Source organism: Companilactobacillus bobalius (assembly GCF_002179915.1).
Lineage (GTDB): Bacteria > Bacillota > Bacilli > Lactobacillales > Lactobacillaceae > Companilactobacillus > Companilactobacillus bobalius.
The window spans coordinates 368,187-381,404 of sequence record NZ_MYFM01000001.1; the positions used below are offsets into that span (position 1 = coordinate 368,187).

General features: G+C 34.9%; 15 protein-coding genes. 1 reads left to right on the top strand and 14 read right to left on the bottom strand.

Features of this window, described 5'->3' with window-relative positions; all coding sequences use genetic code 11:
- Position 1: 1 nt before the first annotated feature.
- The 9 genes from xerC to LKACC16343_RS01755 all read right to left on the bottom strand — a co-directional run bounded on the left by xerC (position 2) and on the right by LKACC16343_RS01755 (position 8,169).
- Complete coding sequence (gene xerC, locus LKACC16343_RS01715; RefSeq protein WP_056952379.1) at positions 2 to 901, bottom strand: tyrosine recombinase XerC; 900 nt, start codon at positions 899 to 901, stop codon at positions 2 to 4.
- Positions 902 to 2,986, bottom strand: a complete 2,085-nt coding sequence (gene topA, locus LKACC16343_RS01720) for a type I DNA topoisomerase (RefSeq protein WP_056952377.1) — start codon at positions 2,984 to 2,986, stop codon at positions 902 to 904.
- A gap of 105 nt (positions 2,987 to 3,091) precedes the next feature.
- Complete coding sequence (gene dprA, locus LKACC16343_RS01725) at positions 3,092 to 3,910, bottom strand: DNA-processing protein DprA (RefSeq protein ID WP_056952374.1); 819 nt, start codon at positions 3,908 to 3,910, stop codon at positions 3,092 to 3,094.
- A 50-nt stretch (positions 3,911 to 3,960) separates the two neighbouring features.
- Complete coding sequence (locus LKACC16343_RS01730; protein ID WP_056952372.1) at positions 3,961 to 4,734, bottom strand: ribonuclease HII; 774 nt, start codon at positions 4,732 to 4,734, stop codon at positions 3,961 to 3,963.
- Positions 4,724 to 5,578 carry a ribosome biogenesis GTPase YlqF gene (gene ylqF / locus LKACC16343_RS01735; RefSeq protein WP_054642272.1) on the bottom strand — a complete coding sequence of 285 codons (855 nt, stop codon included), beginning with the start codon at positions 5,576 to 5,578 and terminating at the stop codon, positions 4,724 to 4,726. The genes LKACC16343_RS01730 and ylqF overlap by 11 nt, the downstream gene beginning before the upstream one ends.
- A gap of 9 nt (positions 5,579 to 5,587) precedes the next feature.
- Positions 5,588 to 5,812 carry a YozE family protein gene (locus tag LKACC16343_RS01740; RefSeq protein WP_025084931.1) on the bottom strand — a complete coding sequence of 75 codons (225 nt, stop codon included), beginning with the start codon at positions 5,810 to 5,812 and terminating at the stop codon, positions 5,588 to 5,590.
- Between the two features lie 12 nt (positions 5,813 to 5,824).
- Positions 5,825 to 6,418, bottom strand: coding sequence for a YpmS family protein (locus tag LKACC16343_RS01745; RefSeq protein WP_056952370.1), 594 nt, complete (start codon positions 6,416 to 6,418; stop codon positions 5,825 to 5,827).
- Between the two features lie 2 nt (positions 6,419 to 6,420).
- Complete coding sequence (locus LKACC16343_RS01750; protein WP_056952369.1) at positions 6,421 to 7,281, bottom strand: DUF459 domain-containing protein; 861 nt, start codon at positions 7,279 to 7,281, stop codon at positions 6,421 to 6,423.
- 45 nt (positions 7,282 to 7,326) lie between these two features.
- Positions 7,327 to 8,169, bottom strand: a complete 843-nt coding sequence (locus LKACC16343_RS01755) for a DegV family protein (protein WP_056952366.1) — start codon at positions 8,167 to 8,169, stop codon at positions 7,327 to 7,329.
- 206 nt (positions 8,170 to 8,375) lie between these two features.
- Here LKACC16343_RS01755 and trhA point away from each other — a divergent pair, with 206 nt between their 5' ends.
- On the top strand, positions 8,376 to 9,026 hold the full coding sequence (gene trhA / locus LKACC16343_RS01760) for a PAQR family membrane homeostasis protein TrhA (RefSeq protein WP_056952364.1): 651 nt from the start codon (positions 8,376 to 8,378) through the stop codon (positions 9,024 to 9,026).
- Here the strand turns inward: trhA and LKACC16343_RS01765 are convergent.
- The 5 genes from LKACC16343_RS01765 to LKACC16343_RS01780 form a co-directional block, all read right to left on the bottom strand.
- Positions 9,023 to 9,511, bottom strand: coding sequence for a dihydrofolate reductase (locus LKACC16343_RS01765; RefSeq protein ID WP_056952362.1), 489 nt, complete (start codon positions 9,509 to 9,511; stop codon positions 9,023 to 9,025). The genes trhA and LKACC16343_RS01765 overlap by 4 nt on opposite strands.
- Before the next feature lie 12 nt (positions 9,512 to 9,523).
- The gene (locus LKACC16343_RS01770; protein ID WP_056952360.1) at positions 9,524 to 10,474 is read right to left on the bottom strand and encodes a thymidylate synthase; all 951 of its coding nucleotides are present in this window, start codon (positions 10,472 to 10,474) and stop codon (positions 9,524 to 9,526) included.
- A gap of 9 nt (positions 10,475 to 10,483) precedes the next feature.
- Entirely contained in the window at positions 10,484 to 12,388 is a 1,905-nt protein-coding gene (locus LKACC16343_RS01775) for an ATP-binding cassette domain-containing protein (RefSeq protein WP_056952359.1), read from the bottom strand.
- Positions 12,389 to 12,493: 105 nt separating this feature from the next.
- Positions 12,494 to 12,664 (bottom strand): hypothetical protein, encoded by a 171-nt coding sequence (locus tag LKACC16343_RS14250; RefSeq protein WP_156638752.1) that lies wholly within the window; start codon positions 12,662 to 12,664, stop codon positions 12,494 to 12,496.
- 67 nt (positions 12,665 to 12,731) lie between these two features.
- On the bottom strand, positions 12,732 to 13,196 hold the full coding sequence (locus tag LKACC16343_RS01780; protein WP_025086352.1) for a hypothetical protein: 465 nt from the start codon (positions 13,194 to 13,196) through the stop codon (positions 12,732 to 12,734).
- Positions 13,197 to 13,218 lie beyond the last annotated feature (22 nt).

Sequence of the window (13,218 nt, forward strand, 5' to 3'; positions counted from 1 at the left end):
TCTATCTTGGAAAATATTTTTTATAATCTTTTTGCAAATGTTCCATTGTCACGTGCGTATATATTTGCGTCGTTGACAAGCTGGCATGTCCTAATAATTCTTGGACAGTTCTTAAATCAGCACCATGTTCCAACATGTGTGTAGCAAAGGTATGACGAATCATGTGCGGATGAATATCAGCTGTTAGGCTGGTTTTCTTGATAATTTGATTCAAGATATACTCAATTCCTCTACTTGTCAAACCTTTACCACGACTATTTACAAAAACATATTGGTGATCCTGATGATTCTTTTGCATTAATTTTTTACGACCATCATTGAAGTATTTCTCTAACGCATTTTTGGCATAACTTCCAAAGGGAACATAACGATCTTTGTCCCCTTTACCATGTATCAAAACAATATTGTTAGCGAAATCAAGCTGGTCTAATACTAGATTAGCACATTCACTCACACGCATGCCAGTGGCATAGAGCAATTCTAACAAAGCTGAATTTCTCTGGGACAGTGGATCATCCCCTTTAACTGCTTCGAACAGTTCTTCCATTTCTTTTTCGTAAAAGAAACGTGGCAGTTTGCGGCCTTTGTGACGTATTTGTACTAAATCAAAAGGATTCTGCTTAATGAACTTATTTCTTACTAAAAAGTTATAGAAAGAACGTAAAGCCGAGATTCTTCGTGCCACAGTATCGGTAGCATAGTTTTCTTCATCTAAATATGTCAGGTAAGTTTCAACATCAACTCGTCCAATTTTAGTGAATCCAGTAAAACCACCATTTTTAGACAAAAAAGAAACAAAATTATCTATATCTTCTAAATAAGATTTTTTTGTTTCTTTTGAGTAATGATGATTAACCATTAAATTATCAACAAATTTATCGATTAATTCTTGTTCTATCATTTATTTTTGAATGTCCTCTTCATAATCACCGTTTGGACAGAGTATTTGACGACCACCCTTAACCTTCTTTTCAACTAAGTAGTGACCATCTTTTGGACAATCACGTCCAACTGGTTTATCCCATGAGACGAAATCACAATCCGGATATCTTGAACAACCGTAAAAAATACGATTCTTCTTAGATTTTCTTTCGATAACTTGACCTTTTTTACACTTAGGGCAAATTACACCGATTTCCTTAACGATTGGCTTAGTATTACGACAATCTGGGAAACGTGAACAAGCATAGAACTTACCATAGCGTCCCATTTTAATTACCATTGGGGCACCACAGATATCACAATCCATACCTGCTGGTTCATCTTTAATTTGAACTTTTTCAATCTTATCTTCAGCAGATTCAAGTTCTTTAGCGAATGGCTTGTAGTAACGATCAACTACCTTAACCCAATTCTCTTTACCTTCTTCGATATTATCTAATTCATCTTCCAAATTGGCAGTGAAGTCGATATTTACGATATCAGGGAAATAACTTTGAATTAAATTGTCAACGATCTCACCAAGTTCAGTTGGTTCAAAACTCTTACCATTCAATTTAACGTAATAACGTCTCTGAATTGTATCAATAGTTGGAGCATAGGTTGAAGGACGGCCTACACCATTCTCTTCCAAAGCCTTAACTAGTGAGGCTTCAGTAAATCTTGCAGGTGGTTGTGTAAAGTGTTGAGCTGGATCGTTAGATTGCAACTTAGCTTTGTCACCTTCAGAAATTTCTGGCAAGATGTTATCTTTCTTACTGTTTTCAGATGTACTTTGATAGACCTTACGATATCCTTCAAACTTCATCTTAGAACCATTAGCTCTAAACATAACGCCATTTTGAGAAAGATCAACTGTCATAGTATCAAAAACAGCTGGTGTCATTTGACTGGCAACGAATCTTGACCAAATCAAGTCATACAAGCGATATTGATCACGACTAAGAACGTCTTTTAGGGACTTAGGTGTTCTCATAGTAGATGAAGGACGAATAGCCTCATGGGCATCTTGAGCCCCTTCTTGGTTTTTATCCTTACGTTCTTTGACAGCTGCAAATGGTTCACCATATTCTTCATGAATAAACTTCGAAGCTTCTGCTTCGGCAACTTTAGAAATACGTTTGGAATCAGTACGCATATAAGTGATTAAACCTACGGTACCTTCCTTACGTCCCAAATTGATTCCTTCATACAATTGTTGAGCAATCATCATGGTTTTTCTAGTCTTAAAGTTTAGACGCTTGTTAGCCTCTTGTTGTAGCGAACTAGTTGTAAATGGAGCGGCAGGGAATCTCTTACGTTCCTTTTTAGTAACCTTATCAATTTCAAAGTCATTCTTTTTGTTGACACGACCTAATACTTCTTGAACTTGATCATTATTTTTTAATTCAGCTTTCTTTCCATCTAATCCATAGAAATTGGCTTTGAATTTATCTTTGCCATGTTTGAAAACTGATTCAATTGTCCAATACTCTTGAGGAACAAAACTCTTAATTTCATTTTCTTTTTCAATTACAAGTTTCAAAGCGATTGACTGCACACGTCCAGCACTCAAACCCTTTTTAACTTTAGCCCAAAGGATTGGGGAAATTGAATAACCTACTAATCGATCCAATACACGTCTGGCCTGTTGAGCGTCAACCAAATTCATATCAATTGATCTTGGAGTTTTAAATGCTTGTTTAACTTTATCTTTGGTAATTTCATTGAAGACGACACGATTTTTACCATCATCTTCTAATCCTAATAAGTGGGAAACATGCCAAGCAATAGCTTCACCTTCACGATCCGGATCGGCTGCCAGGTAAACTCGCTTAGCTTTTTTTGCTTCCTTCTTTAAATCTTTAATAACTGGACCTTTACCACGAATAGAAATGTACTTTGGCTCATAGTCATGTTCAATATCGACACCCATTTGACTCTTAGGTAAATCACGAACGTGACCTAAACTAGCAACTACGTGATAATTACGTCCCAAATACTTCTCAATTGTTTTTGCTTTTGATGGTGATTCAACAATCACCAAATTCTTTTGTGTTGATGGCACGCAAAGTGCTCCTTTCCAAAATGAATCAATTAAAACTGTTCAATATATTAATCACAGAATTTTATTTTGTCAATTCAAAAGATAAATTTATCTTCCAAATATAGTCTATAAATCATTGAAATTAATCAAAGGGATGGCACCCTCTTCAATTAGTTTATTACAACCAGCTGAAAGGTTAACATCGATTCTACCGGGAATAGCTAAAACATCCCGATTGTTCTCTAAAGCCAAATCCGCAGTAATTAAGGAACCACTGCGTTTCTTAGCTTCAGTAACAACAACCTTTTGACTGAGACCGGCAATTATCCGGTTTCGTTGAGGAAAATGCCAAGGTTCGATTTTTGTCATTGGTGGGTATTCAGTAACAACCAATCCCTTTTTCATAATTTCCGCTTGTAAGTGAAAATTCTCTTTAGGATAAGTTACATCTAAACCACTACCAACCACTGCAATCGTCTGTCCCTGATTCTTTAGTGCGGCCTGATGAGCCCAAGAATCGACTCCCTTAGCTAAACCGCTCACAATAGTATAACGATTTACAAGTCGTGGAACAAGACCACTTATACAACGAAAACTATAATCTGATGCTTGCCTAGCACCAACGATTGCGATGCACTCAGTTTTAAGTAAAGCAATATTCCCCTCAAAAAACAAGAGTGCAGGCGGATTATAAATCGTTCTTAACAATTCTGGATACTCAAAGTCCAAATAATTTATAGCCTTTAACGAACCGATCTTCTGCTTATCAAATAGGAAACGAAAGCGTTGAAACTTATCCAAGCCCCACTCCTGTTTTAATAAATCAAAGGATTCAGTTATTAGGTTAGCACTATTTATAGATTTTTTTATAATTTTTAGCATTATTTGATTCGAAATCATTCCTGTTAAACGACATTTAATCAAAAAGTTAGTTAATTCAGTCATAATAAAAACATCACTCCCTTAACTTAAATTACGAAAGTGATGTTTCTATTTTAATATAATTTAGAAATTTTTCTAACAGGCGAAAAACTCAAACGATGAATTTTAGTACGACCAAACTCATCTAAAGCCTTCAAATGTTGCTTTGTACCGTAACCGTCATTATTTTCAAAGCCAAACTCTGGATAGATTTTACTATACATCGTCATCAACTTATCACGTGAAACTTTGGCAACAATACTAGCAGCGCCAATACTCAAGGACTTGGAGTCACCTTTAATCAACTTTGTTTGAGGTATGTCAACAGGAATCGTCATAGCATCAACTAAGATATGATCAGGTTTCAAATAAAGATTATTAATTGAATCTCCCATCGTCAATTCCGTTGCATGATAGATATTTTCTCGATCAATTAATTGCGGACTACCCACTGCTACACTGATATCTATTGCTTGCGCACAAATCAATTTATAAAGCTCATCACGCTTTGCAATCGACAACTTCTTAGAATCATCAACCTCATACAAAGTATTATCGGGTGGCAAAATAACAGCAGCTGTGACAACAGGACCTGCCAAAGGACCGCGTCCTACTTCATCAACCCCCGCTACTGCTAAACCATGATCCCAAAAAGGCTTTTCGAGAAACTCCTTTTTGTGAAACTTCTCAATTAGTTCTTTTTGTTTCAATTGCTTCTTATAATATCGCTCTAATAATTTTTTAATTCCGCTACGTTCATCTTGTGAAAATTTATTTAATAATTCTTCACTTAAATCAGTTTGTTTCAGAATATTTCTTGCTTCGGCAATTGTATATTTACTCTTCATAAAACTCCCCAGGAATATCAAATGTAAGACGTCCTAATTTCAATTTTCTAACGTCATCGATAATTCTTCTGGAAGCACGATCATAGTCATCCTTATAACCAAATTTTTTCGTCAAATTCATCAATACTTCTGGTGTTGTATGGTTAAAAATATCGGACTTATCTAATTTGTAACTTTCAAGCAATTGATCCATGTAGTGAGTTTCCATAAAATTAAGCGCATAAATAGCCACATCATCGGGTGCGTAAATTTTGTCCTTAATTGCACCTGACAAAGCCAACTTCATCCCTACTTTAGGATCATCAATTTTAGGCCACAAGATACCTGGAGTATCCAATAAATCAATTCCAATATTAGTTTTTAGCCAATTTTGATTTTTAGTTACACCAGGTTTATTACCAGTAATAGCCACATTTTTTCCAACAAAGCGATTCAAAATAGTAGATTTTCCAACGTTAGGAATTCCAATACACATTGCTTTGATCCGATAATTTTGTACACCATTACGTTCATAACGGTCAATCTTATCTGACAATTCTGAACGAATCAAGCTTTTAATTTTACCTAGACCTTTATTGTGCTTAGCATCTAGTTCAATCGACTTAGTGCCTTCTTGTTCAAAATTGAGTTTCCAATCGGCTGTAACCTTAGGATCTGCCAAATCTGATTTATTAAGAATAATAATATGTTTCTTTTGGTCAATTATTTGTTCTAAAACTGGATTTCTGGATGAAAAAGGTAGTCTTGCGTCAACGATTTCAAGTACGATATCGACTAATTTTAGACGATCCTGCACTTGGTTCTTCGCTTTGTTCATATGTCCTGGATACCATTGTAATGCCATTGTCTTCACCTATTTTCTATCTATTTCTTGATACTTTTGATATACCTCATCAAAAATTGACATACTGGGTAAATAACCTGCATTCAATTCTAAATAATCTGAGATTTTTTGATAATTCTCCTCATGTTTAGGAAAAGATTGATCATGAAATGCGTTATTTGCAAATTCTGCATCTGGTTCAACACTGTCTGCGTTTCTTAGTGTCATTAAAAATTCATAAAAACTTCTTCGCATCTTTGCTCCTTTCTATTGATTGTCGGTGATCTTTGTATTCATTACCTCAAACGATAACTTGTCATGCTTCAAATCAATATTCTTTGCACGAATGCCATATCCCTCTTTGGTAGTAAATTTAGTAAATTTCAACAACATTGTCTTATCTTTGCCGTTAATGCTTACCCAATCAGGGGTCTTAAAACTATTCTTAATATAATTCATTACAAAGGAAATTGGCAACGATAAGTCCCCAATCTTCATTTCTTTAGCCTTTAAGAGTACATCCCCGTTAGTTTTAGCATATGGTTGCATCAAAATTGTAAAGTGAATTTTGGCTCCTAAAAACTTAATAGCACCAGATAATTCAGCATCCTTTTTCAATATTAATTGATATTCCGTCTTACCATTATTCAAAGTATTCTTTAAATAGTATTGAGCCATTTTATTGGCTTCTTCTTTGTTCATATTAACGGTAAAAACTTTATCATCATTATTGATTTTAGAACTGACTTGATAATTCTCAGTTGGTGAACTAAGTACTTTAGTACCCAAATAACCAAATCCCACTACTAAAATTGCTACTAAAGCAATAAATGCATATTTCCAATAATTCTTATTCTTCATAATTATTTAAAAAGCCACTCCTTTTTCGTAACACTAACTTCATCGAACACTTTTTGCGTCATCATATCGTAACCAGTTCCATTAGGATGGAAGTGATCCTTCTTGTAAAGATAAGGATTAGTTCCGGTCTTTTTAACCTTATTATCGATAGTTTTATTTTGATATAAATTATTAATATCAATGAAATAGGTTTTATTAAATCCACTAGCCACTTTGGCAGATGCTTTGTTCCAGTTAATGAATGCTATTTTAGCATTTTTTACATTCGATAAATAGATACTAAAAGGATTATAAATACCTATTAGATAAATTGGTGCCGATTCATTATAATTTCTCAAATCAGTCAATAATTGTTTTAATCTTTTGTCGAATTTAACTTGTTCATCAGCAATGTCACCCGCTGTCAGATCAATTCCTTTACGTTGCAAGAGGTGCATGAAGTCATTACCACCAACTGTCACCGTGATAATATCAGCCTTGGGTAGATCTTGATGCATCTTTTTATCAGACTTGATACGAGCCATAATTTGGCTACTAGTATCACCTGAAACACCATAATTATGCGACTGTGTGGGAACATTGAACTTCGACTGCACTTTTGACTGCAAACGAGTCACATAGCCACCACCAGCTTTGGAAGAATCACCAACCCCTTGTGTCAGTGAATCTCCGACTGCAACAATACTGATTTGCTTCTTTTTAGGAATAACTTTTTTCTTTGGTTTTATTATTTTCTTGGTTGTTTTAGTTACTTGGGCAGTAGACTGCTCACTTTGATTATTGTTAGTGAAATAATAAGCTCCACCACCAACAGCTATCAATATTAAAACTACGACTATGATCCAAATACTTTTCTTCTTCATTAATTAATCCATCTTTCAAAAAAAAGCTGATGCATTCATCAGCTTTTACTCTGTATAAAATTCAATTGCAAAGGCTCCAGAACCAGCATGTGTAGCAATAACTGGACTTGTCACTCTTATAAGCAACGGCACATCAGGAATAATTTCTTCCAGCTTAGCCTTTAGCTCATTAACATAGTCCATCTTGTCAACATAAGAAATTCCTACAGCTTTGATATTCTTTAAACCTTTGATTTCTTCCATTACGTTATTCATATATTTTTCAATTGTCTTGCGACCACGACCACGCTTAACAATATCTAGACTATTATTCTTTACTGTTAGAACCAAGTTAATATTCAACAAAGTTGAAAGTGTTCCAGCAAATCTGCTCAAACGACCTCCACGTAGAATATTTTCAATACTTGTTACACCCATGTAAAGATAAGTATGCGCACGAAGCTCATCCAAGGCCTGTTTAATTTCCTCAACAGATTTACCTTCTTGGGCCATTTGAGCGGCTCTAATTACTTGGAAGCCTTGGGCACGATCTGTAAATTCTGTATCGATGACTTCCATATTACGGTCAACCATATCTTCTACTTGTCTAGCTGCATTAATGGTACCACTAATGGCTGGTGTCATAATCAAGGCTAAGATATCCGTATAATCATCAGGAACCTTATCAATAACATCCATAAAAGTTCCAATTGATGGTTGAGATGTCTTAGGTAAATCCTTTGAAGAATCCATTTCTTCAACGAATTTTTCGCGTGTAATATTAACGCCATCAACATAAGTTTTTTCGTCAATACTAATTGTCAAAGGAACGACACTAATATTATACTTTTCTATTTCCTCTGGTGTTAACTGTACCGATGAATCGGTAAGGATCTTTACTTTGCTCATTTTATCCCTCTTTCATAGGGTTTTGTTTCCTATTACTTTTAATTATTATAACAAACTTAATAGGGTCTAATGATAAATAACTAATCATTTTACTAAAATAAATATGCTGAATCTTTATTAATTATACAATACCATAACCATATGAAAAGCCTTCTAAGACGTTTATAATAATTATAGTAAACAGTCCAAATAATTGAGGTTTTAACATGACGAAAAAACACAACTTTTCTAGAGCTTATTTAATTACAGATCAAGTCTTCAGTGCTGTCACTCATGGTATCGGCATCATTTTAGCAATTATTGGTGCCATATTCTTATTGATCAAAGGGTTTCAGCAGGGAAAGCCTTTGAACATCACAGCCTATTTTATTTACGCATTCACTTTGTTCTTCTTATATCTAAGTTCAACCCTATTCCACAGTTTATACTTCACTAAGGCTAAAGGCGTCTTTCAGATATTCGATCACAGTTCAATTTTCTTGATGATTGCAGGTACTTATACACCTTACTGTTTGATTGCTTTACATTCTACATTTGGAATCGTTATTCTAGCATTCATTTGGCTATTAGCCATTGGTGGTATTCTCTACAAAATCTTTAATGTTGGTCGTTTTAAGTATTTTGAAACATTGCTCTACGTTCTTATGGGCTGGGCTATTATCGTCGCCATGAAGCCACTCTACTATGCAATTGGCGGAACCGGTATTGCTTTGTTGGTCGCTGGTGGCGTTGCCTTTACGTTAGGAGCTTGTCTCTACTTAATGAAAAACATTAGATACATTCACGTAATCTGGCACATTTTCGTTATGATTGGTACAGCTCTAATGTACTTCTCAGTATACTTTTACGTAGTTTAAATTTTGTCCCAAGTCTCGAAGGTATATGGATAGATATTCTTATCATCCATATGGCCTTCTTTTTTTTCGACTAATTTAAACTTACTGTAGTCGATTGAACACATTTTAGTGTCACCTGTAAATTCATGATCAATCTTAGTCAGATATAGTCTATCAACATCGTCTTGGAATAGCTTAAAAATACCACTTCCACCGATAACCATAACTTCATCATCAGATTGTACATATTTTTTCAAGTCAGCCTTATCATTGATTAAAACTACAGAATCAGGTACCTGATAATCAGGATTTTTAGAAATAACAATATTTAGTCTCTTAGGTAAAGGACCATTAGGAAAACTTTCAAAAGTCTTTCGTCCCATAACGATGGGATGATTGATCGTTACATCTTTAAAATGGTGTAAGTCATTAGGTAATGACCATGGTAAGTGTCCTTTTTCACCGATGATGTGATTCTTATCTTCAGCCCAAACAAAACTTATCATTTACAGTTCCTCCTAAACAGCCACTGGTGCCTTGATGGCAGGTTGTGGATTGTAGTCATTCACGATTATATCTGAAGCTTCTATTTCGAAAATACTCTTATCACTCTTGATCTCTAATTGTGGTCCCATAGCTGGTTTACGACTAAGTTGTTCTTTAACTTGATCCAAATGATTCAAGTAAATATGAGCGTCACCTAAAGTATGAATAAATTCTCCTACTTCTAGACCAGTCTCTCTTGCAATCAAATGTGTCAAAAGCGCATAACTAGCAATATTAAAAGGTACCCCTAAGAAGAGATCCCCACTTCTTTGATAGAGCTGGCAGGACAGTTTACCATCATTTACGTAGAATTGGAACAACGTATGACAAGGTGGTAAAGCCATTGTTGGCACATCTTCTGGATTCCAAGCACTAACAATCAAACGGCGTGAATCAGGAGTTTTTTTGATTTGATCAATCACATTTGCAATTTGATCAATAAAACCACCATCACGTTTTTGCCAATGGCGCCATTGAGCTCCGTAAACATCCCCTAAATTACCGAACTTTTGAGCAAAAGCATCGTCAGTTAAAATAGCTTGATCAAACTTGTTCTTTTGAACTTTATACTCTTTGGCAAAATCAGTATCCACTAAACTGCGACGTCCGAAATCATTCATATCAGGTCCAGTATAATCAGTACTTTCAATATAGTTCTTAAAAGCCCATTCGTCCCAAATATGATTGTGATGTTCCAATAAGTATTTAATATTAGTATCGCCATGCAAGAACCACAATAGTTCACTCTTAATCAAACCAAAAGGAATCTTCTTAGTTGTCAAAAGAGGAAATGATTCTTGTAAATTAAAGCGCATCTGATAACCAAAGGTACTAATCGTTCCTGTTCCTGTACGATCACTTTTCTTGTGACCTTGATTCAAAACATATTGTAAAAGATCTAAATATTGTTGTTCGTTGTGCATTTTCTTCTCCTAGGCAAATTGACTTAAATATTCCCAACGTTCCATCAGTTTTTCTTCTGCTTGGTTCTTTTCATCAAGTTCTCTTTGATAATCCATTAATTTTTCGTAACCATTGTCTGGATTATTCAATTCATCTTGTAAGGTGGATATTTCAGAATCCAATTTGTCGATCTGAGGTTCTAACTTTTCGTACTCTTTTTGTTCTGCATAAGTCAGCTTTTTCTTAGGCTCAGCTTTTTGTTCTTGTTCAGCCTTTTGCTTAGCTTCAACGTGCTTTTGTTCCTTAGCCTCATGATGTTGAGCCTGTTTCTTAGCAGTCGCTCTTTGTAAGTAGGCTGAATAAGAATCATAGCTCTCTTCAATTTGACCTTGGCCTTCAAAAATCAACAATTTATCAGCAATTTTATCTAAGAAATAGCGATCATGGGATACTGCCAAAACAGTTCCTTTAAAGCTACTCAAGTAATCTTCCAAAATTGTCAAAGTTTCGATATCCAAATTATTAGTTGGCTCATCAAGCAAAAGTACATTTGGTTGGTCCATTAGAATGGCTAGTAAGTATAAACGACGTTTTTCACCACCGGATAGCTCACGAACAAATGCACCCTGCATTTGATGATCAAACTTAAAGGTATCTAGCATTTGTGAAGCTGACATGTGTTCACCGTCAGTATTTCTCACACCTTGGCCGATACTCTCCAAATATCTAATTACACGCTTATCAGGATCCATATCACGCGTATGTTGTGTATAGTAGCCAATCTTTACTGTTTGACCAGTTTTTATCTCACCTGAATCCAATGGGATTTGCTTATCAATAGCATTCAAAAAGGTAGTCTTACCAGAACCGTTTGAACCAGTTATCCCAATACGGTCACCACGTGATACTAGATAGCTGAAATCATCTAAGATAATGTGTTTAGCAAATTTCAAATTAGCATCTTTAATATCAAAAACATCATTACCCAAACGTTGTTGGGCAATATCGATTGACATTTCTTTTTGAACATCTGGTTTATCTTGAAGATCTTCTTTTAAATTAGTAAAGCGATCTTTTCTAGCTTGCTGTTTAGTTCCACGAGCTTTAACGCCGGCACGCATCCACTTCAATTCTTGTTTGTAGAGTTGGGTTTTGTGATGTTGTTCTGAAGCATAAATGTCTTCATTATCGGCTTTTTGTTGAAGATACTTCTCATAGTTACCGTCGTATTCAGTTATGTTACGATTTTCAATTTCAAAAATTCTTGTAGCAACCTCATTTAGGAAATAACGATCATGGGTTACAAATAGAACGGATCCTTTATACTTACTCAAATATGCTTGCAACCAGTCAATTGCTTCATAGTCCAAATGGTTAGTTGGCTCATCAAGGATTAAAAGATCAGCTTCAGAGATTAAGGTCTGGGCTAAAGCCACACGTCTTTGTTGACCACCAGATAATTCTGAAATCTTCTTGTCCAATTCTGTAATACCAAGCTTATTCAAAATCGATTTAACATCTGATTCCATCTGCCAAGCTTCAGATGCGTTCATCTGCTCCTGTAACTTGAAGAATTCATTTTGAATCTTAGTATCAGTCGAATTAGCGTTAAACTTAGTCAATGAATTTTCATATTGACGAATTAATTGGAATTTTTCGCCACTACCATTGAAGACAGCATCAATAACAGATGAATTTTCATCCAAATCAGGTTGCTGCTTCAAATAAGAGATTTTATAATCTTTTGGTTTATCGACTGTGATTGTATTCAAATCACTATTATTAACAATACCGTCCAAAAGTGTTGTCTTACCAGTACCATTTAGGCCTAAAAGACCAATTCGGTCACCTTCGTTAATTGTAAAGGTAACATCCTTAAAGAGTGTTCTTTCTCCAAAGGATTTTGATGCATTAGTTATATTTAAGGTTTTCAATTAATTTTCACCACTGTAAATAAAAAATTCCTCTACCCATGTAGATAGAGGTATCAAACTTATCAATATTTATTATCACATGTAACCCGTCGATTGTAAAACCTCTTAGTACTCTTTTAACTGATCCAATGCATAGTATAGCTGTTGGACTCCGCCAAACCTGACTAAAATTTTTTCACGTTTTTCATCAAAATAAACGACTGCCCCAATTTGATCTTTCATAGCATCTTTTTGATCAACAATTTTAACCATCGATCCTATTTTTAAATTCCCCATATTAATTTCTCCCAATAAAATACGGAACACAAGTCAAAATAAATTAACCAATGTCCCGTATTTTTAATTATAATTCTTCTTTATATAAGTCATATACCGTATTTTCTGGATCAATTGAAATAAATAAGTTTCCACTCTTGCTTGAAATTGTTGAAGTTTGATAAGCATTGTCTAAGCCTTCAGCATCTTTTTGCTTGAATGGGAAGTAAATCTCCATTGGTTCCTTGCCTTCGTCATCTTCAAAAACAATGTCACACTTTTCGATATCTTGATACTTAATAATACGGTTGAACATACCATCTGCCAAAGCAGCTGTAGAAACATCAGTATCCTTAATGTAGTCAGCTGCAGGTAAAATTTCAATTCTAAAACGTTTACATGGGTGAATCTCTTGCATACGTCCACCCGCGATACGTCCATAACTTGTAGTTACACGAGAAATCCAAACATCACTCATTTCTCCATGATTAACTGTCCAAGTATCATCATTTCTGAAGTAGAATTTCAATTCTTTAAAAACATGCTTAGTCATATTACCACCCTTTCAATCATAA

What these genes read in the sequence shown, in the direction of transcription:
- dprA (WP_056952374.1), bottom strand. Translation starts at nt 3,910, where the DNA reads ATGACTGAATTAACTAACTTTTTGATTAAATGTCGTTTAACAGGAATG.
- LKACC16343_RS01770 (WP_056952360.1), bottom strand. Translation starts at nt 10,474, where the DNA reads ATGCACAACGAACAACAATATTTAGATCTTTTACAATATGTTTTGAAT.
- LKACC16343_RS01730 (WP_056952372.1), bottom strand. Translation starts at nt 4,734, where the DNA reads ATGAAGAGTAAATATACAATTGCCGAAGCAAGAAATATTCTGAAACAA.
- LKACC16343_RS01750 (WP_056952369.1), bottom strand. Translation starts at nt 7,281, where the DNA reads ATGAAGAAGAAAAGTATTTGGATCATAGTCGTAGTTTTAATATTGATA.
- LKACC16343_RS01765 (WP_056952362.1), bottom strand. Translation starts at nt 9,511, where the DNA reads ATGATAAGTTTTGTTTGGGCTGAAGATAAGAATCACATCATCGGTGAA.
- LKACC16343_RS01740 (WP_025084931.1), bottom strand. Translation starts at nt 5,812, where the DNA reads ATGCGAAGAAGTTTTTATGAATTTTTAATGACACTAAGAAACGCAGAC.
- LKACC16343_RS01780 (WP_025086352.1), bottom strand. Translation starts at nt 13,196, where the DNA reads ATGACTAAGCATGTTTTTAAAGAATTGAAATTCTACTTCAGAAATGAT.
- LKACC16343_RS01745 (WP_056952370.1), bottom strand. Translation starts at nt 6,418, where the DNA reads ATGAAGAATAAGAATTATTGGAAATATGCATTTATTGCTTTAGTAGCA.
- ylqF (WP_054642272.1), bottom strand. Translation starts at nt 5,578, where the DNA reads ATGGCATTACAATGGTATCCAGGACATATGAACAAAGCGAAGAACCAA.
- LKACC16343_RS14250 (WP_156638752.1), bottom strand. Translation starts at nt 12,664, where the DNA reads ATGGGGAATTTAAAAATAGGATCGATGGTTAAAATTGTTGATCAAAAA.
- xerC (WP_056952379.1), bottom strand. Translation starts at nt 901, where the DNA reads ATGATAGAACAAGAATTAATCGATAAATTTGTTGATAATTTAATGGTT.
- LKACC16343_RS01755 (WP_056952366.1), bottom strand. Translation starts at nt 8,169, where the DNA reads ATGAGCAAAGTAAAGATCCTTACCGATTCATCGGTACAGTTAACACCA.
- trhA (WP_056952364.1), top strand. Translation starts at nt 8,376, where the DNA reads ATGACGAAAAAACACAACTTTTCTAGAGCTTATTTAATTACAGATCAA.